Source organism: Paraburkholderia ultramafica (assembly GCF_902859915.1).
Taxonomy (GTDB): domain Bacteria; phylum Pseudomonadota; class Gammaproteobacteria; order Burkholderiales; family Burkholderiaceae; genus Paraburkholderia; species Paraburkholderia ultramafica.
In genome coordinates, this window is sequence record NZ_CADIKK010000018.1 from 121,905 (window position 1) to 147,088 (window position 25,184).

Annotated in this window: 22 protein-coding genes; 8 read left to right on the top strand and 14 right to left on the bottom strand. The window is 64.4% G+C overall.

What is annotated here, in order from left to right:
* Positions 1 to 27: 27 nt before the first annotated feature.
* The gene (locus tag HV744_RS20225) at positions 28 to 1,623 is read left to right on the top strand and encodes an APC family permease (RefSeq protein ID WP_175151189.1); all 1,596 of its coding nucleotides are present in this window, start codon (positions 28 to 30) and stop codon (positions 1,621 to 1,623) included.
* A gap of 111 nt (positions 1,624 to 1,734) precedes the next feature.
* Here the strand turns inward: HV744_RS20225 and HV744_RS20230 are convergent, their stop codons facing one another.
* From HV744_RS20230 to HV744_RS20260, 7 genes are all read right to left on the bottom strand, one after another.
* On the bottom strand, positions 1,735 to 2,520 hold the full coding sequence (locus HV744_RS20230; protein WP_175151190.1) for a DODA-type extradiol aromatic ring-opening family dioxygenase: 786 nt from the start codon (positions 2,518 to 2,520) through the stop codon (positions 1,735 to 1,737).
* Between the two features lie 163 nt (positions 2,521 to 2,683).
* The gene (locus HV744_RS20235) at positions 2,684 to 3,283 is read right to left on the bottom strand and encodes a UbiX family flavin prenyltransferase (RefSeq protein WP_175151191.1); all 600 of its coding nucleotides are present in this window, start codon (positions 3,281 to 3,283) and stop codon (positions 2,684 to 2,686) included.
* A gap of 44 nt (positions 3,284 to 3,327) precedes the next feature.
* On the bottom strand, positions 3,328 to 3,639 hold the full coding sequence (gene grxD, locus HV744_RS20240; protein ID WP_175151192.1) for a Grx4 family monothiol glutaredoxin: 312 nt from the start codon (positions 3,637 to 3,639) through the stop codon (positions 3,328 to 3,330).
* A gap of 122 nt (positions 3,640 to 3,761) precedes the next feature.
* Positions 3,762 to 4,631: a peptide chain release factor N(5)-glutamine methyltransferase gene (prmC, locus tag HV744_RS20245; protein ID WP_175151193.1), complete on the bottom strand. Its 870-nt coding sequence runs from the start codon at positions 4,629 to 4,631 to the stop codon at positions 3,762 to 3,764.
* A gap of 7 nt (positions 4,632 to 4,638) precedes the next feature.
* Positions 4,639 to 5,721: a peptide chain release factor 1 gene (gene prfA, locus HV744_RS20250; RefSeq protein ID WP_175151194.1), complete on the bottom strand. Its 1,083-nt coding sequence runs from the start codon at positions 5,719 to 5,721 to the stop codon at positions 4,639 to 4,641.
* Between the two features lie 123 nt (positions 5,722 to 5,844).
* The gene (gene hemA / locus HV744_RS20255; RefSeq protein WP_175151195.1) at positions 5,845 to 7,131 is read right to left on the bottom strand and encodes a glutamyl-tRNA reductase; all 1,287 of its coding nucleotides are present in this window, start codon (positions 7,129 to 7,131) and stop codon (positions 5,845 to 5,847) included.
* Between the two features lie 61 nt (positions 7,132 to 7,192).
* Positions 7,193 to 7,903, bottom strand: a complete 711-nt coding sequence (locus HV744_RS20260; RefSeq protein ID WP_175151196.1) for a response regulator transcription factor — start codon at positions 7,901 to 7,903, stop codon at positions 7,193 to 7,195.
* Between the two features lie 204 nt (positions 7,904 to 8,107).
* Between HV744_RS20260 and HV744_RS20265 the strand changes: the two genes are divergently transcribed.
* From HV744_RS20265 to HV744_RS20275, 3 genes are read left to right on the top strand one after another with little or no spacing between them, the layout of a single operon-like run.
* Positions 8,108 to 8,362, top strand: a complete 255-nt coding sequence (locus HV744_RS20265; RefSeq protein WP_175151197.1) for a hypothetical protein — start codon at positions 8,108 to 8,110, stop codon at positions 8,360 to 8,362.
* A 20-nt stretch (positions 8,363 to 8,382) separates the two neighbouring features.
* A complete protein-coding gene (locus HV744_RS20270) occupies positions 8,383 to 10,197 on the top strand; it encodes an aminopeptidase P family protein (RefSeq protein ID WP_175151198.1) in 1,815 nt (604 codons plus the stop codon).
* A 31-nt stretch (positions 10,198 to 10,228) separates the two neighbouring features.
* Complete coding sequence (locus HV744_RS20275) at positions 10,229 to 10,852, top strand: HAD family hydrolase (protein WP_175151199.1); 624 nt, start codon at positions 10,229 to 10,231, stop codon at positions 10,850 to 10,852.
* A 147-nt stretch (positions 10,853 to 10,999) separates the two neighbouring features.
* Here HV744_RS20275 and HV744_RS20280 read toward each other — a convergent pair whose 3' ends face one another.
* The 7 genes from HV744_RS20280 to ychF form a co-directional block, all read right to left on the bottom strand.
* The gene (locus HV744_RS20280; RefSeq protein ID WP_175151200.1) at positions 11,000 to 12,121 is read right to left on the bottom strand and encodes a DUF748 domain-containing protein; all 1,122 of its coding nucleotides are present in this window, start codon (positions 12,119 to 12,121) and stop codon (positions 11,000 to 11,002) included.
* Positions 12,122 to 12,479: 358 nt separating this feature from the next.
* Entirely contained in the window at positions 12,480 to 14,147 is a 1,668-nt protein-coding gene (gene ettA / locus HV744_RS20285) for an energy-dependent translational throttle protein EttA (protein ID WP_175151201.1), read from the bottom strand.
* A 232-nt stretch (positions 14,148 to 14,379) separates the two neighbouring features.
* Positions 14,380 to 15,468, bottom strand: coding sequence for a sn-glycerol-3-phosphate import ATP-binding protein UgpC (locus HV744_RS20290; protein ID WP_175151202.1), 1,089 nt, complete (start codon positions 15,466 to 15,468; stop codon positions 14,380 to 14,382).
* An 84-nt stretch (positions 15,469 to 15,552) separates the two neighbouring features.
* Entirely contained in the window at positions 15,553 to 16,398 is an 846-nt protein-coding gene (ugpE, locus tag HV744_RS20295; protein ID WP_175151203.1) for a sn-glycerol-3-phosphate ABC transporter permease UgpE, read from the bottom strand.
* Positions 16,395 to 17,279 carry a sn-glycerol-3-phosphate ABC transporter permease UgpA gene (gene ugpA / locus HV744_RS20300; RefSeq protein ID WP_175151204.1) on the bottom strand — a complete coding sequence of 295 codons (885 nt, stop codon included), beginning with the start codon at positions 17,277 to 17,279 and terminating at the stop codon, positions 16,395 to 16,397. Before ugpA ends, ugpE begins: the two co-directional genes overlap by 4 nt.
* A 70-nt stretch (positions 17,280 to 17,349) precedes the next feature.
* A complete protein-coding gene (gene ugpB / locus HV744_RS20305; protein ID WP_175151205.1) occupies positions 17,350 to 18,675 on the bottom strand; it encodes a sn-glycerol-3-phosphate ABC transporter substrate-binding protein UgpB in 1,326 nt (441 codons plus the stop codon).
* Positions 18,676 to 19,050: 375 nt separating this feature from the next.
* Complete coding sequence (gene ychF, locus HV744_RS20310; protein WP_175151206.1) at positions 19,051 to 20,145, bottom strand: redox-regulated ATPase YchF; 1,095 nt, start codon at positions 20,143 to 20,145, stop codon at positions 19,051 to 19,053.
* 332 nt (positions 20,146 to 20,477) lie between these two features.
* Between ychF and HV744_RS20315 the strand changes: the two genes are divergently transcribed.
* From HV744_RS20315 to HV744_RS20330, 4 genes are all read left to right on the top strand, one after another.
* Complete coding sequence (locus HV744_RS20315) at positions 20,478 to 21,650, top strand: UbiH/UbiF family hydroxylase (protein ID WP_175151207.1); 1,173 nt, start codon at positions 20,478 to 20,480, stop codon at positions 21,648 to 21,650.
* Positions 21,651 to 21,770: 120 nt separating this feature from the next.
* Positions 21,771 to 22,496, top strand: coding sequence for a DsbC family protein (locus tag HV744_RS20320; RefSeq protein WP_175151208.1), 726 nt, complete (start codon positions 21,771 to 21,773; stop codon positions 22,494 to 22,496).
* Between the two features lie 112 nt (positions 22,497 to 22,608).
* Positions 22,609 to 24,399 (top strand): M61 family metallopeptidase, encoded by a 1,791-nt coding sequence (locus tag HV744_RS20325; protein WP_175151209.1) that lies wholly within the window; start codon positions 22,609 to 22,611, stop codon positions 24,397 to 24,399.
* A gap of 154 nt (positions 24,400 to 24,553) precedes the next feature.
* A complete protein-coding gene (locus HV744_RS20330; protein WP_175151210.1) occupies positions 24,554 to 25,150 on the top strand; it encodes an FMN-dependent NADH-azoreductase in 597 nt (198 codons plus the stop codon).
* Positions 25,151 to 25,184: the final 34 nt, after the last annotated feature.

Genomic DNA, 25,184 nt, shown 5'->3' on the forward strand with positions numbered 1-25,184 from the left:
CGACATGGTTCTGATACAGGAGAAGACGTGAAAAGTTCTATACAACGGAACATCGGGCCGTTCGCGCTGCTGCTGACCGGCCTGGGTTCGATCATCGGATCAGGTTGGCTGTTCGGCGCGTGGAAGGCCGCAAAGATTGCCGGTCCGGCTGCCATTTGCGCATGGGTCATCGGTGCGGTCGTGATTCTCGCGATTGCGCTGACCTACGCGGAACTCGGCGCGATGTTCCCGGAGTCTGGCGGGATGGTGCGTTATGCGCGCTATTCGCATGGTGCGCTGGTCGGTTTCATCAGCGCGTGGGCCAACTGGATCGCAATCGTTTCGGTGATTCCAATCGAGGCTGAAGCATCCATTCAATATATGAGTACATGGCCCTATCCATGGGCGCATGCGTTGTTCATCGATGGATCATTAACCACCAACGGGTTATTGCTGTCCGCTGGCCTCGTGATCATTTACTTCCTGCTCAACTACTGGGGCGTCAAACTGTTCGCGCGCGCCAATTCGGCGATCACGATCTTCAAGTTCCTGATCCCCGGCGCGACGATCCTCGGCTTGATGCTGACGGGCTTCCACAAGGAAAACTTCGGCGAAGTGAGCACCTTCGCGCCGTACGGCTGGTCGTCGGTGCTGACCGCGGTGGCGACGAGCGGCATCGTGTTCGCGTTCAACGGTTTCCAGAGCCCGATCAACCTCGCCGGTGAAGCGCGCAATCCGGGCAAGAGCGTGCCGTTCGCGGTGATCGGCTCGATCCTGCTGGCGCTGGTGATCTACGTGCTGCTGCAGATCGCGTATATCGGCGCGGTGAACCCGAGCGACGTGATGAAGGGCTGGAGCCACTTCAACTTCGCTTCGCCGTTCGCGGAACTCGCGATCGCGCTGAACCTGAACTGGCTGGCGATCCTGCTGTACGTCGACGCCTTCGTCAGCCCCAGCGGCACCGGTACGACCTATATGGCGACCACCACCCGCATGATCTACGCGATGGAGCGCAACAACACGATGCCGAAGATGTTCGGCAATGTGCACCCGTTCTATGGCGTGCCGCGCCAGGCGATGTGGTTCAACCTGTTGGTGTCGTTCATTTTCCTGTTCTTCTTCCGCGGCTGGAGTTCGCTGGCGGCGGTGATCTCGGTCGCCACCGTGATCTCGTACCTGACGGGCCCGATCAGCCTGATGGCGTTGCGCCGCGCGGCGACGGATCTTGAGCGTCCGTTGCACATCGTCGGCATGAGGGTGATCGCGCCGTTCGCGTTCGTGTGCGCGTCGCTGATCCTTTACTGGGCCAAGTGGCCGCTCACCGGCGAAATCATTCTGCTGATGGTCGTCGCGTTGCCGGTGTACTTCTACTTCCAGGCGAAGTCGGGCTTTGCCGGCTGGGGCCGCGATCTGAAGGCGGCATGGTGGCTGGTCGCCTACCTGCCGATCATGGCGATTCTGTCGCTGATCGGCAGCAAGCAGTTCGGCGGCTTCGGCATCCTGCCGTACGGCTGGGACATGCTGGTGGTGATCGCGTTCTCGCTGGTGTTCTACTACTGGGGTGTCAATAGCGGCTATCGCTCGGAGTATCTGGAAGAGCGTGAGACCCACGACGAAGTGCTCGAAAGCATAGGCGCGCATTAAAGCGCCACGCTGAGCCTGTCGGCCGGAGCGTGGTTGGGTCCGGGACGAAAAAAAGCCCGCCTGAGTTGCTCAGGCGGGCTTTTTTGTTTGCTGCCGCGTGCTGGCGCAGGATCAGGCGGTGCCGAACACGTAGTTCGTCATCGCGAGCGAACGCTGGTACGTGCCGAGCGACTGAATGGCCAGCGAATAGTCGTCGTCTGCCGCGCCCAATGCGGCGAACACGGGCAGCAGATGCTCGTCGGTCGGATGCATCAGCACCGCGTACGGCGCCTGGCGGCGGTAGTCGAGCAGCGCGTCGACGTCGTGCGCGGCGAGCTTCGCCTCGAACCAGTCGGTGAATTCGGTGACGCGCGGATCGGCATCTTCCGGGCGTGCGGAAAAGTCGGCGGCGCGCAGGTTGTGCGTGATCTGGCCGGAGCCGATCACCATCACGCCGTCGTCTTTCAGCGAGCGCAGCGCGCGGCCCACACGGAAGTGGTGCGCGGCGTCCATGTGCGGCTGGATCGACAACTGCGCGATCGGCAGGTCGGCATGCGGGAACATCAACAGCATCGGCACCCATGCGCCGTGGTCGAGTCCGTGCGGCTGGACGTCCGCGACGATGCCGTTATCGCTGAGCAGCACGGCGGCGCGGCGCGCGATGTCGGGCGCGCCCGGCGCCGGGTACTGAATCTCGTACAGCTGACGCGGAAAGCCGTAGAAGTCGTGGATGGTTTCCGGCGCCGTGGCGATGCTCGCCAGCGGCTGCGCAGTGCCCCAGTGGGCCGACAGCATCAGCACGGCTTGCGGACGCGGCAGTTGCGCGCTCAGTGCGCCGAATTCCGCGGACGGCAACGACGGGTCGATCGGCAGCGTGGGTGCGCCGTGGGACAGGAAAAGCGAAGGTAGGCGGGTCATGGCAGCAACACAGCCGCGAGGGCGCGGCGCAGAGGTTGGGTTGCTATCAATATAGGCCCGCACTGCCGTTTGATAAACGGGCGAAAACAGAATTGATTGTGTCGCCGCCGTTGTCAATCGATCCGCATGGAATCACGCAACGGCTGCGACACGAAGCTGCGCGCTACTCCTGAGCGCCACGCAGTCCCGCCCACGCGGGGGACAAAGCCGGCCCGAGCGCGAACAGATCGAGCACGCGCGCCACGGTGTGGTCGACCATTTCGTCGATCGACGTAGGTTGGTTGTAGAACGCAGGCAGCGGCGGGAAGATCACACCGCCCATTTCGGTGACCGCCGTCATATTGCGCAGATGCGCGAGATTGAACGGCGTTTCGCGCACGAGGAGCACCAGGCGGCGGCGCTCTTTGAGCGTGACATCGGCGGCGCGAGTGATCAGGTTGTCGGAGAGGCCGTGCGCGACGCTCGCAAGCGTCTTCATCGAGCAGGGGGCGATCACCATGCCGTCCGTGGCAAACGAGCCGGACGCGATGCTCGCGCCGACGTCGCGCACCGAATGGACAACATCCGCGAGCGGATGCACGTCTTCTTTGCTCAACTGGAGTTCGTGCTGGATATTGAGCCAGCCCGCGCTCGAAATCAGCAGATGGCTCTCGACGCCGCCCAGCCTGCGCAGCGTTTCGAGCAGCCGGATGCCGTAGATGGCGCCGGTCGCACCGGTAATCGCGACGATCAGCCGGCGTGGCGCCGCAGCGCGTGTTTCCATGGCTCGCGGCGTCTTAGGGATACAAATGTAGGGACCGTGGCCGCTCAGGCCGCGGCGAACAGCTGCTGCAGTTCGCCCGATTCGTACATTTCCATCATGATGTCCGAGCCGCCGATGAACTCGCCCTTCACGTAGAGCTGCGGAATGGTCGGCCAGTTCGAGAACTGCTTGATGCCCTGACGGACTTCGTCGTCTTCGAGGACGTTGACGGTTTTGATTTCACCGACGCCGCACGCCTTCAGGATCTGGATGGCGCGGCCCGAAAAGCCGCACATCGGGAACTGGGCAGTGCCCTTCATGAAGAGGACGACGTTGTTTTCGTCGACGATTTGCTTGATGCGTTGTTGCGTATCCATGACTGACCTTGCGGTTCCGTTATGTGTAGGGAATAGGCTGAAATGATAGCGGATTTCGGTACGGCCGGCGGAGGGTTGCGTTGCCCGTGCGCCGACTGTGGGTATTCAGCGCGTGGCGCAGCCTAGCCGCCGAGTCGGCCGCCGCTGATCCGCTCGATACCGGCGAGGTCCCGTTCCGAGCGGGCCTGCGCGAACCCTTGCGCGGTCAGCAGTTCGCGCACGGCTTCGGCCTGATCGTAGCCGTGCTCGATCCACAATACGCCATTGGCGGCGAGGCGTGCGGGCGCGCCGGTGACGATCGCGCGGATCGCGCTGAGGCCGTCGGCTTCGTCGGTGAGCGCGCCGCGTGGCTCGAAGCGCAGATCGCCTTCCGACAGATGCGGATCGCCGCTCGCGATATACGGCGGATTGCTGACGATCACGTCGAAGCGCAGTGCGGGGTCGAGCGAGTCGTACCAGTCGCTTTGCGTCAACGCCACAGCGCCGCCCGGGCGTTTCACGTCCAGCAGACGAGCGGCGTTGCGCGTGGCGACCGCCAGCGCTTCGGCCGAACGGTCGAGCGCCCAGACCTGCGCGTCGGGCCGCGTCGATGCAATCGCCACGGCAATCGCGCCGGTGCCGGTGCCGAGATCGAGCACGCGCGGCCGCGAGATGTCTTCCATGGCCGTCAGCGCGGTTTCAACCAGCAGTTCGGTTTCAGGGCGAGGAATCAGCACGTGCGGCGTGACTTCGAAATCCAGTCCGAAAAACTCCCGTGCGCCGACCAGTTGCGCGACCGGCTCACCGGCCACGCGCCGCGCTTCCAGCGCCTGGTAACGCGCGACGCTCGCGCCGTCGAGCGGCTCATCGCTGCGAGTGATCAGTTGCGTATGCCGCCAGCCGAGCACGTGCGTGAGCAGAATCCGCGCTTCGAGCGGCGGCAGCGGCGAGGCGCGCAACAGCGCGCCGGACGTGACAGGCGCTGCCGGGTTGGCCGGTGTGACGGGCATCATCGGCGCGTCAGTCCGCGTCGCCCAGCGAGGCCAGCAATTCAGCCTGATGCTCGCTGACGAGCGCCGCGATCAGTTCGTTGAGATCGCCGTCCATGATCGCGTCGAGGCGATACAGCGTCAGATTGATCCGGTGATCGGTCAGCCGTCCCTGCGGGAAGTTGTACGTGCGAATCCGCTCCGAACGGTCGCCCGAGCCGATCAGGCTCTTGCGCGTGGCGGCTTCCTTCGCCTGCTGCTCGTGCGACTGCTTGTCGTAGATGCGCGCGGCGAGCACCTTCAGCGCACGGTCCTTGTTCTTGTGCTGCGAGCGGTCGTCCTGACATTCGACGACGATCCCGGTCGGCAAGTGCGTGACGCGCACCGCGGAGTCGGTCTTGTTGATGTGCTGCCCGCCCGCGCCGGACGCGCGGAACGTGTCGATGCGCAGATCGGCCGGATTGATCTCGACTTCGCCGATTTCGTCCGCTTCCGGCATGACCGCGACCGTGCAGGCCGACGTGTGAATGCGGCCCTGCGTTTCGGTGGCCGGCACGCGCTGCACGCGATGCCCGCCGGACTCGAACTTGAGCTTCGAATACGCGGCTTCGCCGGCGATCCGCACGATCACTTCCTTGTAGCCGCCGAGATCCGATTCGCTCGCCGACATCATCTCGACCTGCCAGCGATTGCGCTCGGCAAAGCGCAGGTACATGCGCAGCAGGTCGCCCGCGAACAGCGCGGACTCGTCGCCGCCGGTGCCCGCACGAATTTCGACGAAGATATTGCGGTCGTCGTTAGGGTCTTTCGGCAGCAGCATTTTCTGCAACTCGGCGCCGAGCTTGTCCATCCGGTCACGCGCCGCGCGAATTTCGTCTTCCGCGAAGTCGCGCATCGACGTGTCCGCCAGCAGTTCCTGCGCGGTTTCCGCGTCGTTCATCGCCAGGCGCCACAGCGCGTAATGCTCGACCACCGGCCCGAGCTCCGCGTGTTCGCGCGTGAGCTTGCGGTATTGATCGAGATTCGAGGTGATGTCCTCGCGGCTCAACAGGTCGTTCAGTTCGGCCAGCCGGGTAGTGAGCTGGTCGAGCTTGCGTTGCATGCTGGTTTTCATCGGACGGGTATCGGAGCGGGCTCCGGCAAGGACGGCGACTAGGGGAGTGGGCGGATGCCCTGATCGGAAGCACGTCGCGCGCCACTTGCGGGTGGCGCGGACAGCGCGGCGCGGGCTGCGCCGCTAACGCTCCGTGGAGCCGGAGTGTTTGTAGAAACCGCCCATCAGTTCGATGAGCGTGTCGCGGTTCTCGCTGCTCGCGCGATTGAGCGCGTGCGTGGGACCGTGGATCAGCTTGTTGGTGAGCGACTGCGACAGCGCTTCGAGCACGGCGGCCGGGTCGTCGCCGCGCGCGAGCATTTTCTGCGCGCGTTCGACTTCGGCGCGGCGCAGCACGTCGGCCTGCGTGTGCATATGGCGGATCACCGGCACGATGCTGCGCGCGTCGAGCCACTGCATGAAGTTCTGCACCCGCGTTTCGATGATCGCTTCGGCCTGCGCGACCGCGGCCTGGCGCGACGCATTGCCTTCGCGGACGATCGCGCCGAGGTCGTCGACGGTGTACAGGAACACGTCTTCGAGCTGGCCGGCTTCGGGTTCGATGTCGCGAGGAACGGCCAGATCGACCATGAAAATCGGCCGGTGACGGCGCGCCTTCACCGCCCGCTCGACCGCGCCGAGACCGATGATCGGTAACGTGGACGCGGTGCACGACACGATGATGTCGAACTCGTGCATGCGCGCCGGCAGTTCCGACAACGGAATAGCCCGGCCGTTGAAGCGCTCGGCGAGCCGCGAGCCGCGCTCGGCCGTGCGGTTGGCGACCACGAGCTCACGCGGATGTTGCGCGGCGAAGTACGTCGCGCACAACTCGATCATTTCGCCCGCGCCGATGAACAGCACGCGCTGGTTCGAGACCTTGTCGAAGATCCGCTGCGCGAGCCGAACGGCGGCCGCCGCCATCGAAACCGACTGCGCGCCGATTTCGGTCGTGCTGCGCACTTCCTTCGCGACAGCGAAGGTGCGCTGGAACAACTGGTTCAGATAGGTGCCGAGCGCGCCCGCTTCGGATGCGGTGCGCACCGCATCCTTCATTTGTCCGACGATTTGCGTTTCGCCGAGCACCATGGAATCGAGTCCCGACGCGACGCGGAACGCGTGGCGCACGGCTTCCGACTGCGGCAGCGCATAGACGTGCGGCGCGAGTTCGTCGATTGGCAGGCTGTGGTACTTCGAAAACCACTGGATTGCGGCTTCGCGCGCGGCCTGGTCGTCGGTGACGCAGTAGAGTTCGGTGCGGTTGCAGGTGGACAGAATCGCCGCTTCCGGCGCTGTGCGCGCGGTGCGGGCGAGCCAGACGCCCTTGAACGTGTCCAAAGCAGGTTTGATCTGTTCGAGCGGAAACGCCACGCGTTCGCGCAAGGCGACAGGCGCAGTGTGGTGATTGATTCCGATCGTTAGAAGCTGCATTTGGGGGAGCTATGGTTTGGCCCACCATTATAGCGTTTCCACGATTCTTACATCCTGCGCGTCAACCGGTTTCGGCAACGGCTTCCTGCGGGATCGCGTCGAGCTGATAGCCGTAGCCATAAACCGGCGTCAGCGAATAGCCCAGCTCAGGGCGCAGTTGCAATTTGCTGCGCACGCGCGACGCGTGCGTGTCGATGGTACGCGACCTTACGTCGCGGCGGCGCGCCCAAACGGTTTCAAGAATATGCGCGCGCGACACCGGCCGCGCCAGATTGTTGAACAGCAGCAGCGCGAGGCGGAATTCCTTCGGCGTGAGGATCACCGTCAGTTCACGGAAGGTGACCGCGAAGTGCGCCGCGTCGAACGCATAGCCGCCGATGATGTCCCGCCGCCGGTTCGACGGCCGCCGCAGCCCCGCGCGACGCAGCAGCGCGTCCACCCGCGCCAGCATTTCGGGGCCGCGAACCGGTTTGCTCAGGCAGTCGTCGGCGCCGGCGTGCAGCGCGGCGACGATCTGGCTTTCGCGCGGAGCCGACATCAGCACGATGACCGGCAAACTCGGCAGGATGGAGCGCGCGCGTGGGATCACGTCCTCGGCGGAATGGTCGCCGGCCCAGCTTTCGGTGATCAGAAGGTCGAAGAACTCGTCCGTGGCGCGATGCAGGAACGGTGCGCTGGTGGTGAAGTGCTGGCACACATGCCCGCCGGCGAAGATCAGCCGGTCGACCAGTTTGGCGTGTTGCACATCCGGCTCGATAAGGGCGATTCGCATGGTGCGGCTTTAGCCTGGCAACGGCCGGGACCTGGACTGTTCCGCCAGGCGTGCAGCTTGCCTAACATCACCCCGACCCCTAAACTCAACCGCTATGCGGAAAGCGCCGTGCTGAACTTCTATAGTTAATGAGACAAAAATGCTAGTTGCCTTGGCCCCTCGTGCCTATCAGATCAATCTGAAAATGCGCGAGGTCGACCGCTAATGGGGTGGCCCGGCATTGTCGTGTTGGGTGTGGCAATCGGTCTCGCGGGCTGGTGGCTGCATCCGCTGCGCCGTGCGAGCCGCGCCCGCTGGTGGATGGCGCTGCTGGCCGGCGTGCTTGGCGCGGCTGTCGCGCGCATGGCCGGCAACGTGACTGGTCTCTTCCACGACGGTGATACGCTCGAATGGCCGGTATGCACCGCCATCGCGTTGATCGCCGTTGCCGCGACGGTCGGCTTGCTTGCCCGTCGATGAATATTTGCAGGTGACTCCCGATGAATGCCCGACTCCCCGAAACTTCCTCCATTCCCGAACGGCTCGCGAAATTGCGTAGCGCGATGGCGCGCGAAAGCGTCGCCGCCTACCTGGTGCCGTCTGCGGACCCACATCTGTCCGAGTATCTGCCTGAGCGCTGGCAGGGCCGGCAGTGGCTGTCCGGCTTCACCGGCTCGGCCGGCACGCTGGTCGTGACCGCCGACTTCGCGGGCGTCTGGACCGACAGCCGCTATTGGGAACAGGCCAATGCGCAGCTGGCCGGTACCGGCGTGCAATTGATGAAGATGACCGGCGGCCAGCAGACCTCGCCGCATTTCGACTGGCTCGCGCAGAACGTGCCGACCGGCGGCACGGTCGGCGTGGACGGCGCGGTGCTCGGCGTGGCGGCGGCGCGGGCATTGAGCCAGGCGCTCAGCGCGCGCGGCGTGCAACTGCGCACCGATGTCGATCTGTTCGACGCGATCTGGCCACAGCGTCCGTCGCTGCCGGCTGCCGCCGTATTCGAACACGCGGCGCCGCATGCGAGCGTCGGCCGTTCGGAAAAGCTCGCGCAGATTCGCCGCGCGATGGCGGACCAGGGGGCGCAATGGCACTTCGTCTCCACGCTCGACGACCTCGCGTGGCTGCTGAATCTGCGCGGCGCCGACGTCAGCTATAACCCGGTGTTCGTCGCGCACGCGCTGATCGGTGTCGATCGCGTGTCGTTGTTCGTCGCGGACGGCAAGGTGTCGCAGGAACTGGCCGATGCGCTGGCGCGCGACGGCATCAGCGTCGAGCCCTATGCGAAGGCGGCGGACGCGCTCGCCGCGCTGCCCGCCGGCAGCACGCTGCTGATCGACCCGCGCCGCATCACCTACGGCTCGCTGCAAGCAGTGCCGTCGACGGTCAAGGTGGTCGAGGCCGTCAATCCGTCCACCTTCTTCAAGTCGTGCAAGACCGGGGCGGAAGCCGCGCATGTGCGCGCGACGATGGAACAGGACGGCGCGGCGCTGGCCGAATTCTTCGCGTGGTTCGAAAGCGCGTTGGGCCGCGAGACGATCACCGAGCTGACCATCGACGAGCGCCTGACGGCTGCGCGCGCGCGCCGTCCGGACTTCGTATCGCTGAGCTTCGCGACGATCGCGGGCTTCAACGCGAACGGCGCGATGCCGCACTACCGCGCAACGCAGGAAGCGCATTCGGTGATCGAGGGCAACGGCCTGTTGCTGATCGACTCGGGCGCGCAGTATCTGAGCGGCACGACCGACATCACGCGCGTCGTGCCGATCGGCACTCCCAGCGACGCGCAGCGGCGCGATTTCACGATCGTGCTCAAGGGCACGATGGCGTTGTCGCGCGCGCAGTTTCCGCGCGGCATCCGTTCGCCGATGCTCGACGCGATCGCCCGCGCGCCGATCTGGGAAGCCGGCGCGGACTACGGCCACGGTACCGGTCACGGGGTCGGCTACTTCCTGAACGTGCACGAAGGCCCGCAGGTGATTTCGCACTACGCGCCGGCCGAACCGTGGACCGCGATGGAAGAGGGCATGATCACGTCGGTCGAACCGGGCATTTACCGGCCGGGCAAGTGGGGCGTGCGGATCGAGAACCTCGTGCTGAACGTGCCCGCCGGGAAGACCGAGTTCGGCGATTTCCTCAAGTTCGAGACGTTGACGCTGTGTCCGATCGACACGCGCTGCCTCGACCTGTCACTGCTGCGCGACGACGAGCGCGCGTGGCTCAACGCGTATCACGAGACGGTGCGCACGCGCCTGTCGCCGCATGTGTCGGGCGACGCGAAGGCGTGGTTGGAGCTGCGTACGCAACCCATCTGAACGCAGCAGCGAATTTGCTAACGGAGAGTGCATGGCCATCAAGGCAGTCGTGTTCGATTTCGGCGGCGTGCTGATCGACTGGAGTCCAGAGTATTTGTATCGCGAGCTGATCCCTGACGAAACCGAGCGCCGCTGGTTTCTGACTCACGTCTGCTCGATGGACTGGGTGATCCGGCAGGACGGCGGCCAGCCGATCGTCGAGGCGACCGACGAGCTGATCGCGAAGTTTCCCGATCACGAAGCGCTGATCCGCGCGTTCTACGAGCGCTGGCACGAGATGGTGGCCGGCGTGCTGGACGAGGGCGTCGCGATCATGGAAAAGCTCGAAGCCGCCGACGTGCCGCTGTTCGGGCTGACCAACTGGTCGGCGGAGACCTTTCCGTACGCGTGGGAGCACTACCCGGTGCTGCGGCGGTTTCGCGACATCGTGGTGTCGGGGCGGGTGAAACTGGTGAAGCCCGATCCCGCGATCTTCGCGGCAATGCGTGAGCGGATCGACGCGCAAATGCCCGGCGTTCAGCCGGGCGAACTGGTTTTCATCGACGACAACCCGAAGAACGCGCAAGCCGCGACGGCGCTCGGCTGGCACGGCGTGCATCACACCAGCGCCGCGCAAACCGAAACGAAGCTGCGCGAGTTGGGGCTGCCGGTTTGAGCGTGAAGTCTGATTGAGCGGCGAGACGGGCGTCTGCGCTTTTTTGGCAGCACCCGCTTCGCTTCATCGCAAGCTTTCGGCTGCCTTCGCTTGCCTTCGCCGACCCTTGTCTGCACGCCCCATCCGCGTCGCGCGCCCGACTCTGATCTACTGACCCAGCAAATTCTTCAACGCATTACCCAGCCCTTTCACGGTCTCCCCAGCGCCTTTCGCCACGCCCTCGACGCTCACGCCTAGCGACTTCGCAAAGCCAGCGCCGATGCGCATCATGATGCCTTCTCGTACCGAGAATTTCGGGTCGCGCAAATCCCCGTCCAGAACGAAATGCACCGTGATGTCGCCGTCGTGCGCCTTGAGCGCGGCAACGGCCGCCTTGGTCGGAATCGACATGAAGGTCTCGAGCGGATTGTCGCTGTCGGCGAGTTGCAGATTGTGGATCGTCACCGTGCCGGGGGCGTGCAACTGATAGTTGCGTACCGTCGACTCGACCGTCAAGTCGACCGTGCCGCCCGTCACTTGCGCTCTTGTGCCGGCCTTTTTCAGCAAGTACGGGTCGAGCATCACGAGATCGACGCCGTGCAGTTTGGTGGTGGTCTGCGAATCCTTGCTGGCGATTCTGATCCAGCCGCCGAACGACACGGTGCCCGTGTGCGCCGGGCCTTTGAGCGCGCCGCTGACGCTGACGTTGGTCCGCTCGCTGAGGGCGGGCAGCTTCAGGTTGTCGACGCTCGCATTGGCGTTGCTGACCGTCACCTTGAACGCCGGCGGCCCGACCGTCATGTCGTAGAAATGGAAGTTGCCATGCTCGAAGCTGATGTGATCGACCTGCTTCTCGCGTCGGGCAGGCGCCACTACGCCACCGGTTTGTGCATCGGAGCGATTCACCGCTTCCCGCAGATTCGGCAGCAGCTTGATCGAGCCGTCCTTCGTGCGTAGCACGGCCAAGTCGAAGCCGCGCACCACCACGCTGCGGATACGCAGGCGCCGTGAGAGCAGCTCACGGATGTCGGGGGTGACGGAGATCTCGTCCGCTCTGAGCGGGTCGCCGGCCGACCAGCCGGGCGGCGCTTTGATGAGTACGTTGGTGAGATGAACCGCGGTGAGGCCGACGTCGATGTTATCGGCGCTGCCGAGCGGGCCGAGCGCCGCGACCACGCGGTCCTTGACCTCCTGCTGCGCGAACCGCAGCGCGCCGAGTGCCACCACAATCAGCACCAGCAGCATGGCGCCCACGGCGACCAACCAGCGCTTGCCCTTCGACATCGCCATGCTTGCCTCCTCGGCACCACGTTGCGCGCGGTGTGGCTGTGAACGGCCTGTGCGTGCGCTGGCCTCGCGCACGCCCGTTCTGGCGGAACGGCTGCGTTCCACCAGAACGACGACATGTAATACGCTTGGGCACGCAATGCGTGTGCCTTGCCGCTTATTGCGCCTATTGCGCCGATGCGAAGGATGCGCGGCGCGCGCCACGAAATGCCATGGATAACCACCGCCGCGGCTACCGGCAAAGCGACAGGGAAAACGGCCGGCGGCACAGCAGGCAAAACGACGGCCGAAGCGGACCAGCAAAACGGACCAGCAAAGCGGCCCGCCCCTCGAACACCAGGCAGGCCGCCGAACCCCACGCTTACCGCGTGATCGGCTTGTAACGCAGACGCTTCGGACGCGCACCCTCTTCACCGAGACGTGCGCGCTTGTCCGCTTCGTATTCCTGGTAGTTGCCGTCGAAGAACGTGACTTGCGAATCGCCTTCGAACGAGAGGATGTGCGTCGCGATCCGGTCGAGGAACCAGCGATCGTGCGAGATCACCATCACCGAGCCCGCGAACTCGAGCAACGCGTCTTCGAGCGCGCGCAGCGTTTCGACGTCGAGGTCGTTCGACGGTTCGTCCAGCAGCAGCACGTTGCCGCCCGCGATCAGCGTCTTCGCCAGATGCAGCCGGCCGCGCTCGCCGCCCGACAGGTTGCCGACGACCTTCTGCTGATCGCCGCCCTTGAAGTTGAAGCGGCCGATGTACGCGCGCGACGGCGTTTCGTACTTGCCGACCGTGAGCACGTCCGCACCGCCGGAGATTTCCTCGAACACGGTCTTCGAGCCGTCCAGCGCGTCGCGGCTCTGGTCGACGTAAGCGAGCTTGACGGTCGGGCCTTGCACGATCTCGCCCGAATCCGGCTGTTCGCGGCCGGTCAGCATGCGGAACAGCGTCGACTTGCCGGCGCCGTTCGGGCCGATGATGCCGACGATCGCGCCCGCCGGAATCTTGAAGCTGATGTCGTCGAGCAGCAGCCGGTCGCCATACGATTTGCTGACGTTCTTGAACTCGATCACTTCATTGCCGAGGCGGTCGCCGACCGGAATGAAAATTTCCGAGGTTTCGTTGCGCTTCTGGTAGTCCTGGCTGTTCAGTTCCTCGAAGCGGGCGATACGCGCCTTCGACTTCGCCTGACGGCCCTTCGGATTCTGGCGCACCCACTCCAGTTCCTTCTTGATAGCCTTCTGGCGCGCCGATTCCGACGACTCTTCCTGCTTCAGGCGCTCTTCCTTCTGGTCGAGCCAGCTGCTGTAGTTGCCCTTCCACGGAATGCCATAGCCGCGGTCGAGTTCGAGAATCCACTCGGCGGCGTTATCGAGGAAGTAGCGATCGTGAGTCACCGCGACCACGGTGCCCGGGAAGCGCGTCAGGAACTGTTCGAGCCAGTCGACCGATTCCGCGTCCAGGTGGTTGGTCGGCTCGTCGAGCAGCAGCATGTCCGGCTTTTCGAGCAGCAGCTTGCACAGCGCGACGCGGCGCTTTTCGCCGCCCGACAGATGTTCGATCTTCGCGTCCCAGGCCGGCAGGCGCAGCGCGTCGGCGGCGATTTCGATCTGCTGCTCGGCGTTGCCGCCGTCCGACGTGGCGAGGATCGCTTCGTACTTCGCCTGTTCGGCGGCGAGCGCGTCGAAGTCGGCGTCCGGCTCGGCGTAGGCCGCATAGATTTCGTCGAGCTTCTTCTGCGCGTTGAACACGTCGCCGAGACCTTCCTCGACCGCTTCACGCACCGTCTTGCTCGGATCGAGCTGCGGTTCCTGCGGCAGATAGCCGATGTTCAGGTTCGGCATCGGCGTGGCTTCGCCTTCGATGTCCTTGTCCACACCGGCCATGATGCGGATCAGCGTCGACTTGCCCGAGCCGTTCAGGCCGAGCAGGCCGATCTTCGCGCCGGGGAAAAACGACAGCGAGATGTCTTTCAGGATTTGACGCTTGGGCGGCACGATCTTGCCGACCCGGTTCATGGTGAAGACGTATTGGGCCATTTGCTTGCAATAGACGTTGACGACGCCGGCCGCGAGGGGGCGGGCAATCGTGGGGTGGATGGGTAATCGGTGTCAGGGCCGGGCGGAGTGCCTGGCGCCGGCCGGCGCGGCATCGAGCGCGGCGTCGAACTGAGCGACGCCCCGCGCGCGGGCGGGTGGTTCAGGTGGCATTGTACTTCGCGAGGCGGGTGGCGCGGCAGGAGACGGCGGTGCGGAGGTCGATTCGCGTGCGTCAGTTCGCGCGCCGTCCCGTCGCCGGATCGAAAAAATGCAGATGCTGCGCCGGCAGCGCCACCTGCAGCGCTTCGCCCGCCGCGGGCCGATGCGCGTGCGGCAAGCGCACCGTCACATCGTGCTTGCCCCAGCGGCCGTGCGCGAGATTGTCCGCGCCGAGCAGTTCGCACGAATCGACGCTGAGCGTCGCGTGCGATGCGTCCGCCTGACCCGGGCTCATGTGCTCGGGGCGAATGCCGAGCGTCCACTCGCGTCCCTTGGCGACTTCCCGGCCGATCGGCGCGACGCCGGTCAGCGGCAGTTTCGGGCCGTTGCCGGCGACGTCGAACGTGGCGCCGTCATCGGACACGCGACCTTCCAGCAGATTCATCCCCGGCGAACCGATGAAGCTCGCGACGAACACCGTGGCCGGCCGCTCGTAGACCTCGGTCGGCGCGCCGATCTGTTCGGCGTGACCCTTGTTCATCACGATCACGCGTTGTGCGAGCGTCATCGCTTCGATCTGATCGTGCGTGACGTACAGACTCGTGGTGGCGAGGCGCGCATGCAGACGCTGGATTTCGAGGCGCATCTGCACGCGCAAACGCGCGTCGAGATTCGACAGCGGCTCGTCGAACAGAAACACCGCCGGCTCGCGCACGATCGCGCGGCCCATCGCGACGCGCTGCCGCTGCCCGCCGGACAACTCGCGCGGCTTGCGCTGCAACAGCGCTTCGAGTTCGAGAATCTGCGCGGCGCCCTGCACACGCTTCGTGATCTGCGCCCGGTCGACGCCCGCGATCTTCAGCGCGTAGCCCATGTTCTCGGCCACGCTCATATGCGGGTACAGCGCGTAGTTCTGGAACACCATCGCGATGTTGCGATCCTTCGGCTCCAGTTCGTTGACCACTTTGCCGGCGATCGAAATGCGGCCGTCGGAGATGCGTTCGAGCCCGGCCACCATCCGCAGCAACGTGGATTTGCCGCAGCCGGACGGTCCGACCATCACGACGAACTCGCCGTCGGCCACGTCCACGTCGATGCCGTGCAGCACGAACTGTTTGCCGTCATAGGTTTTTTTAACGCCTTGCAGAGTCAGTGCAGCCATGCGTTTTAGCCTTTCTTTGCTTGCCGCTCAATGCGCGGTGTTTTGTATTCCAATGCCGGAGGAAACTCGTCCACGCGACGCGGACTACTTCTCCGAATCCACCAGTCCGCGCACGAACCAGCGCTGCATCGTCAGCACGACCGCGAGCGGCGGCAGCATCGCGAGCAGCGTCGCGCTCATCACGAGATGCCATTCGGTCGCGGTGTCGCCGGACGCGATCATGCTTCTGATGCCGATCACCGCGGTCGTCAGCGACTGCTGGCTCGTAATCAGGATCGGCCACAGATACTGATTCCAGCCGTAGATGAACGTGATCACGAACAGCGCCGCCATGTTCGTCCTGGACAGCGGCAGCACGACGTCCCAGAAAAAACGCATGGCCCCCGCGCCGTCGATGCGCGCCGCTTCCATCAATTCGTCCGGCAGCGTCATGAAGAACTGGCGAAACAGGAACGTCGCGGTGGCCGACGCGATCAGCGGCAACGTCAAACCGCTATACGTGTTGCTCAGATGCATCGACGACACGACCTGCACGGTCGGGAAGATCCGCACTTCGACCGGCAGCATCAGTGTGACGAAGATCAGCCAGAACGCGAACGTGCGAAACGGAAAGCGGAAGAACACGATCGCGTACGCGGAGATCATCGACACGGCAATCTTGCCGATCGAAATCACCAGCGCCATCACGAGGCTGTTGAACAGCATGCGGCCGAACGGCGCCGCCGCATTGCCGCTGCCGTGCGACCATATGGTCGCGATGTTCTCGAACAGATGCGTGCTCGGCACCAGCGACAGCGGCACGCTGAACACTTCGTGCTCGCTCATCGTCGCCGCGCAGAACGCGACGTACACTGGAAACACCACCAGCACGACACCGAGAATCAGCACCGCGTGGCAGAAGAGGTCGAAACCGCGGCGGTTCTCGATCATGAGTATTGAACCTTGCGTTCGATGAAGCGGAATTGCACGACCGTCAACGCGATGACGATGATCATCAGGATCACCGATTGCGCGCCCGAACTGCCGATGTCGAGTCCCTGGAAGCCTTCGGCGAAGATCTTGTAGATCAGCGTGCGGGTCGCTTGCGCGGGGCCGCCGCCGGTGGCGGCGTCGATCACCGGGAAGGTGTCGAAGAACGCGTAGGTGATGTTGATCACCAGCAGGAAGAAACTGGTCGGCGACAGCAGCGGCAGCGCGATGCCGAAGAAGCGTCGCACCGGACCGGCGCCGTCGATTGCCGCCGCTTCGATCAGCGAGCGCGGAATCGCCTGCAAGCCCGCGTAGAAGAACAGGAAGTTATAGCTGACCTGTTTCCAGACCGACGCGAGCACCACGAGGAACATCGCCTGGCCCGCGTTCAACGCGTGATTCCACACGACGCCGTGGCTGGCCAGCGCGTAGGTGACGAGGCCGATGCTTGGATTGAACAGGAACGACCACAACACCGCGGCGATCGCGGGCGCGACCGCGTATGGCCAGATCAGCAGCGTTTGATAGGTCTTCGCGCCGCGCGTCACGCGATCGGCGCAGACCGCCAGCAACAGCGAGATCACGAGCCCCGACACCGTGACGAGCGCGCAGAAGATCAGCGTCGTATTGAACGACGACAGGTAGAGCGGATCGCTGAGCAGTTGCCTGAAGTTCGCGAGTCCGACGAACTCGCTCGACGTGCCGAACGCGTCCTGACTCTGGGTGGATTGCCAGAGCGCCTCGCCGGCCGGCCACAGGAAGAACAGCAGCGTGATCACGAGTTGCGGCGCGACGAGCAGGTAGGGCAGCAGGCTGGTGCCGAAGCTGGAGCGCTTTTCCATCGAGGATTCCCAAGGTTGGCTGCAACCACGGGATGCGGCGCGAGCGCGCCGCATCCCTGCCGGCGAATGGCTAGCTACCGGCTTTTTCGAAGCGGCGCAGCAGCTCGTCGCCACGCGATACCGACGAGTCGAGTGCCTGCTGCGGCGTCTTCTTCTGCGCCCACACCTGTTCGAGTTCTTCGTCGATCACCGTGCGGATCTGCGGCATGTTGCCCAGACGCAAGCCCTTCGTGTACGGCAGAGGCGGCTTGTTGAGCATCTGCCGGATCGCGGTGTCGCTGCCGGGATTCTTCTCGTAGAAGCCTTGCTGACGCGTCAGATCGTATGCGGCGGTCGTGATCGGCAGGTAGCCCGTGTCCTGGTGCCACTTCGCGGCCACCGGCGCCGACGACAGATACGCGAGGAACTTCGCCACGCCCTTGTAGACGGCCGGATCCTTGCCCGACAATACCCACAGGCTCGCCCCGCCGATAATCGCGTTCTGCGGCGCGCCCTTCACGCTTGCGTCGTACGGCATCATGCCGGTGCCGAAATTGAACTTCGCGTACTTCTTGATCGTGGCGAGCGACCCCGACGAGTTCGTGATGATCCCGCAGTCGCCGCTATAGAACTTCGACACCGGTTCGTCCTTGCGGCCGACATAGGTGAAGGTGCCGTCCTTCTGCATGTTCTGCAGGAACTGGAGGTGCGCGACCTGCAGCGGCTTGTTGAATTCGAGCTCGGCTTCCGGCCCGTCGAAACCGTTGTTCTTCGACGCGAACGGCGCGGCATGCCACGCGCTGTAATTCTCGAGCTGAATCCAGCTCTGCCAGCCCGACGAATAGCCGCACGCCATGCCGGACGCTTTCAGCTTCTGCGCGTCGATCTGCAATTCGGCCCAGGTTTTCGGCGGCTGATTCGGGTCGAGCCCGGCTTTCTGGAACGCGTCCTTGTTGTAGTAGAGCACCGGCGTCGAGCTGTTGAACGGCATCGAGATCAGCTTGCCGGTTTTGGCGTCGCTGTAATAGCTCGCGATGGTCGGCACGAATGCCTTCTGGTCGAGCGGCACGCCGGCTTGCTGGAACACATCGGTGACCGGGATCACGGCCTTCTTCGCCTGCATCATCGTGGCGGTGCCGACTTCGTAGACCTGCAGAATGGTCGGCGCGTTGCCGCTGCGATAGGCGGCGATGCCGGCGGCGAGGGTCTGGTCGTAGGTGCCTTTGAATACCGGCACGATCTTGTAGTCGCTTTGCGACGCGTTGAAGTCGTTGGCAATGTCGTTCAGACGTTCGCCCAGTGCGGCTTCCATCGCGTGCCAGAACTGGATCTCAGTCGCGGCGTGGGCCGGCTGGTTGAAGCCGATGCTCAACACGGCGGCAACGGAAAGCGAACGGAACAGCGGCTTGCAATTCATCGATTTGTCTCCTGTGCAACGTAGTTGCTAATCGGAACGGGCGCGAAGGCGAATCGCGCGATTCTATTTGTGTTCGATGACAGTTCGGCGTCTCTGGCCGGGCGGCGTGGACCGTCGTAGGCGGGCGGCGCAGCCGCAATTTAACATCGGCCGTCATGAAACGGAAACCGTCGGAGGCGGCGATGTGGATGGATTCGATGTTGCAAATGGCGGCAGCCAGGAACCTGTGCCGATGCCGCGTGCGTTGTTCGCGTTCCTGAGCAATCGGACGGAGTAATAGAAAAGCCCGCAAAAAGCGGGCTTTTCTGAACGAGAATGCTGCGGACTGCAGTGCTCAAACTTCGAGCACTACGTGCGTCGCAGCAACGCTGAACCTTACACGTTGAACAGGAAGTTCATCACGTCGCCGTCGTGCACGACATATTCCTTACCTTCCGCGCGCATCTTGCCGGCTTCCTTCGCGCCTTGCTCACCCTTGTAGGTGATGAAGTCGTTGAACGAGATCGTCTGCGCACGAATGAAGCCGCGTTCGAAGTCGGTGTGAATCGCACCTGCCGCTTGCGGCGCGGTATCGCCGATATGAATCGTCCACGCGCGCACTTCCTTCACGCCGGCGGTGAAGTAGGTTTGCAGGCCGAGCAGCTTGAAGCCCGCGCGGATCACGCGGTTCAGCCCCGGCTCTTCCATGCCCATGTCGGCAAGGAACACGGCCATGTCGGCTTCGTCGAGGTCGCCGATTTCCGCTTCGATTGCCGCGCATACGGCCACGACCGGCGCGTTTTCCGCCGCCGCGAATTTCGTCACCGCGTCCAGGTGCGGGTTGTTTTCGAAACCGTCGTCCTTCACGTTGGCCACATACATGGTCGGCTTGGCGGTGATCAGGCAGAACGGCTTGAGCGTCGCCTTTTCTTCGTCCGACAGATCGAGCGCACGGACCGGCTTGGCCTGGTCGAGCTGAGCACGGACCTTTTCCAGCACGGCGGCGTTCCTGGCGGCTTCCTTGTCGTTACCCGACTTGGCGGCCTTCGAATAGCGCGTGAGCGCCTTTTCGACAGTGGCGAGGTCGGCCAGCGCCAGTTCGGTGTTGATCACTTCGATATCCGACAGCGGATCGATCTTGTTCGCGACGTGAATCACGTTGTCGTCTTCGAAGCAGCGCACCACGTGCGTGATCGCGTCGGTCTCGCGGATGTTCGCGAGGAACTGGTTGCCGAGGCCTTCGCCCTTGCTGGCGCCGGCCACGAGACCGGCGATGTCGACGAATTCCACCACCGCCGGCAGGATGCGCTCCGGCTTGACGATTTCGGCGAGCGCCTTCAGACGCGCGTCCGGCACTTCGACGATGCCGACGTTCGGCTCGATCGTGCAGAACGGATAGTTTTCGGCGGAGATGCCCGCCTTGGTCAGCGCATTGAACAGGGTGGACTTGCCGACGTTAGGCAGGCCGACGATGCCGCATTGGAGGCTCATGGAAATCCTTCAGTGAATCAGTAAGTTGCGTGATGCGCTCGACGCTGTGTGCGGCTTCGGAAAGCTTTCGCGTGTGGCGTGGCGGGCAAACGCAGCGGAGCGGGACAAGTCACCGAATCGGGGCGTTGGCTCAACGATTGAGTGCGAGTTTTCACGGAAAGCGCAATTGTAACCCGTTCGGGTTGGCTCACCGGTGCGGCGGCGGGAAAGCCGGGCGAGGCCAAGCCACGGGGCCGCAACACTAAACATTAGCCGGCGTCGGCCGATTATTCGGGCGCAAATGCCGCACGCGCCGATCCGTCCCCCGCAACCCCCGCGGCTATAATGCGCGCATGAACGCACACCACCAGACCTTTGATGCCGCCGTAATCGGCGGCGGGCTCGTCGGCAAGACCGCGGCGCTCGCGCTGACGCAAGGCGGCCTGCGCGTGGCGCTGCTCGCGCAACCGTGCGCGGCATTGCCCGCCGGCGCCGCCTACGACTCGCGGGTCTACGCGTTGTCGTCGAGTTCGCAGGCGCTGCTGGAGCGCTTGCGGGTCTGGCAGGCGCTCGATCTGTCGCGGCTCGGGCCGGTCTACGACATGCGCGTCTACGGCGACGCGCATGCTGAACTGCATTTCTCCGCGTTCCAGGCCTCGGTGCCGCAACTGGCGTGGATCGTCGAGTCGTCGGTGATCGAGCGCGCGCTGGATGCGGCGCTGCGCTTCCAGCCGAACCTCACGTGGATCGACACGCGCGCGCAGGCGCTGGACTTCGCTGCGCAGAGCGCCAGCGTCGGTCTCGCGAATGGCAACGTGGTCGAAGCCGATCTGGTGGTCGGCGCGGACGGCGCGCATTCGTGGGTGCGGGCGCAGATTGGCTCGAAGATGGTCCGCCGCGACTATAAGCAAACCGGCGTGGTCGCCAATTTCAAGGCCGCCAAGCCGCACGGCGAAACCGCCTGTCAATGGTTCCGCGACGGCGAGATCATCGCGCTGCTGCCGATGCCGGACGGCCACGTGTCGCTGGTCTGGTCGGCACGCACCGAGCACGCGGGGCAACTGCTCGCGCTCGATCCGGCGCAGCTCGCCGCCGAAGTGGAGCGCGTGACCGGCGGCCAGTTCGGCGCGCTCGAATGCGTGACGCCTGCGCAAGGCTTCCCGCTCGCGCTGCAAACGGTGGACCGGCTCGCGGCGCCGCGCGTCGCGCTGGTCGGCGACGCCGCGCATCTGATTCACCCGTTGGCGGGCCAAGGCATGAACCTCGGTTTGCGCGACGTCGCGGCGCTCGTCGACACGGTCGCCAGCAAGGAATCGTTCCGCGATCTCGGCGATATGGTGCTGCTGCGCCGCTACGAACGCGCCCGCCGCGAAGATATCCGCGCGCTGATGATCGCCACGGATGGGCTGCAAAAACTGTTCTCCGCGCCCGGTCCGTTCGTCAAGGTGCTGCGCAATACCGGCATGGCGTTCGTCGGCGCGCAGCCGTTCATCAAACGCTGGCTGGTGTCGGCCGCGCTGGGATAAATCGCGGCGCCGGCAGCCACGGCCGGCAACACAGGTATCATGAGCGGATTGACGCCGTTCCGGTCCGGCCGGACACGTGACAAAACGCGCACGATGCGCGATCGAACCCAGGAATTCAGCATGAAAAAAAACTTCCGCATGGTGGCCGGCGCGCTCGCGATTGCCGCCTTTACGATCGGCTGCTCGGCCCAGGCCGACCAGGCTACCGACAAGCTCAAAGCCACGCTGCAAACGCGTCTCGCTGACGTGACGATCAAGAGCGTCACGAAGTCGCCGATCGCCGGCCTGTACGAGGTGAACCTCGGCACCCAGATCGTCTATAGCGACGCGAACGGCGATTACCTGTTGCTCGGCGACATGGTCGACGCGAAGACCCGCAAGAATCTGACCGAAGCGCGTCTGTCGGAAACCAACCGGATTGATTTTGCGAGCCTGCCGTTTGCGAACGCGGTGAAGGTCGTGCGCGGCAACGGCGCGCGCAAGATCGCGGTGTTCTCCGATCCGAACTGCCCGTACTGCAAGCAGCTCGAAACGTCGCTGAAGTCGCTCGACAACGTGACGGTCTACACGTTCCTGTACCCGGTTCTGTCGCCGGATTCGACGGCCAAGTCGAAGTCGATCTGGTGTTCGGCGGATCGCGCGAAGGCCTGGGAATCGTGGATGCAGGACCGTCAGGCGCCCACCGCCGCCGGCACGTGCGACACCGCCGCGATCGACAAGAACCTGGCGCTCGGCCATTCGATGAACGTCGACGGCACGCCCACGGTGTTCCTCGCCGACGGCCGCCGCCTGCCTGGCGCCGTGCCGGCAGACCGGTTGGACAGGGAAATGTCCGCGGTGCATTGAGCACACGCGGCACACGTCCAGGTAAGGAGGCGCGCACAGCGCCTCCTTTCGCATCAAGCCCCCGATGCAGCCATTCCGTATATCCCCGTCTCGAATCTCCTAATCGCCGCCGATGAAGCCGATCCGCTACACCATCGTTCCGAAGCAACCCGCCGCCCACCTGTTCGAAGTCACCGTGACCGTCGCCGATCCCGATCCGGCCGGCCAGCGTTTCATGCTGCCGGTGTGGATTCCGGGCAGCTACATGGTGCGCGAGTTCGCGCGCAACATCGTCACGCTGCGCGCCGTCAACGACGCAGGCCGCAAGGTGCGGGTGGAAAAGACCGACAAGCACACGTGGCAGGCCGCGCCAGTCAAAGGCGCGCTGACGTTGCGCTACGAGGTGTACGCGTGGGACCTGTCGGTGCGCGCCGCGCATCTCGACGATACAACGGGCTTTTTCAACGGCACGAGCGTGTTCCTGTCGCCGCTCGGTCATGAGGAAGCGCAGTGCGTGGTGGAGATCCAGAAGCCGCAAGGCGCGGCGTATCGCAAGTGGTGCGTCGCGACCGCGCTGCCGGAAGCGCGCGGCACGAAGCGCTACGGCTTTGGCGAATATCGCGCGCAGAACTACGACGAGCTGATCGATCATCCAGTCACGCTGGGCGAATTCGCATTGGCGACCTTCAACGCGCATGGCGTGCCGCACGACGTCGTGATCGCCGGGCGGGTGGTCGGGCTGGACATGGCGCGCCTGTGCGCCGACCTGAAGCGCATCTGCGAAGCGCAGATCGCATTGTTCGAACCCAAGACGAAGAAGGCGCCGGTCGATCGCTACGTGTTCATGACGCTGGCCGTCACCGATGGTTACGGTGGGCTGGAACATCGAGCCTCCACTGCGCTGATCTGCAATCGCGGCGATCTGCCGGTGGAAGGTCTTAACGCGCCGACCGAAGGCTACCGGACCTACCTCGGCCTGTGCAGCCACGAGTATTTCCACACCTGGAACGTCAAGCGCATCAAGCCGGCCGTGTTCGCGCCGTATGACCTGGGCGTCGAAAACTACACGTCGCTGCTGTGGCTGTTCGAAGGCTTTACGTCTTACTACGACGACCTGATCCTCGTGCGCAGCGGCGTGATTTCGCAGGACGACTATTTCGGCATGCTCGGCAAGGTGATCGGCGGCGTGCAGCGCGGCAGCGGCCGCCTGAAGCAGACCGTCGCCGAAAGCTCGTTCGACGCGTGGGTCAAATACTACCGGCAGGACGAGAACGCGCCGAACGCGATCGTCAGCTATTACACCAAGGGCTCGCTCGTCGCGCTAGCGTTCGATTTGACGATCCGCGCGCAGACCGGCAACCGCAAATCGCTCGACGACGTGATGCGGCTGCTGTGGCAGCGTTTTGGACGTGACTTCTATCGCGGCAATCCGGTCGGCGTCGACGAAAGCGGCATCGAGGCGATTTTCGCGGCAGCGACCGGCGCGCAACTGGGCGAATTGTTCGCCGACGCGGTGCACGGCACCCGCGACCTGCCGCTCGACGCGTTGCTCGCGCCGTTCGGCGTTTCGCTCGCGCCCGAATTCGACAAGAACGGCAAGCCGTCGCTCGGCGCGCGCCTGCGTGGCGGCGCGGATTGCACGCTGGCGGCGGTCCATGAAGGCAGCGCCGCGCAGAAAGCCGGTCTGTCGGCCGGCGACGTGCTGATCGCGCTAGACGGCTTGCGGGTGACCGGCTCGAATCTTGACGGCCTGCTGGCACGCTACCAACCGGGCGCGAAAGTGGCAGTCCACGCGTTCCGCCGCGACGAGCTGCGCACCACGCAAGTCAAGCTGGACGGGCCTGAGGCGGCACGCTACAAGCTCGCGGTCAGCGACAAGCGGGTCGCCGCGCGCAAGGCGCGCGAGCGCTGGCTGGCAAGCTGATCGTAATCTTGACCGATACTAATTGAAGGGTGGCGGCGTCGGATTGTTCTACCAGTGCAACAATCCTTCGCCGCTGGATGGCTTTTTCCCGGGGCGGTAAAAAAACACAATGACTCCACTCGCGCAACACGGCGCGCCCCTACTGGAGTCAACCATGACCACGATCCTGCAAATCAACTCGGCAGCCCGCTCGCAAGGCGCGAACTCGACGCTGCTCGTCAACGAGCTGACGTCAAAGCTGCAACAGTCGAATCCGGGCGCGCAAGTCGTCGTCCGCAACCTGCAAGCCGAACCGCTGCCGCACCTCGACGACGCCGTCCTCGGCGCGTTCTTCACGCCGGCTGACCAGCGCACGGCCGAGCAAGCCGCGATCGCCGCACGCAGCGAAGCGCTGATCGCCGAACTGCAAGCCGCCGACATCGTCGTGATCGGCGCACCGATGTACAACTTCGGTATCTCGTCGCAGCTCAAGACGTACTTCGACTTCATCGCACGCGCCGGCATCACGTTCCAATACACGGCGAACGGTCCGGAAGGTCTCGTGAAGGGCAAGAAGGTCCACGTCGTGTCGGCTCGCGGCGGCAAGTATCTGGGCACGCCGAACGACAGCCAGACGCCGTATCTGAAGAGCTTCCTGGGCTTCCTCGGCATGTCCGACGTGAACTTCATCTACGCAGAAGGCCTGAACATGGGCCCGGACGCTGCCGGTGCCGCGCTGGCTTCCGCGCGCGAAGCGATCGCTGCTGCGTAAGGTCTTGCCGCTTTGATGCCGTAAATAGCGGCGG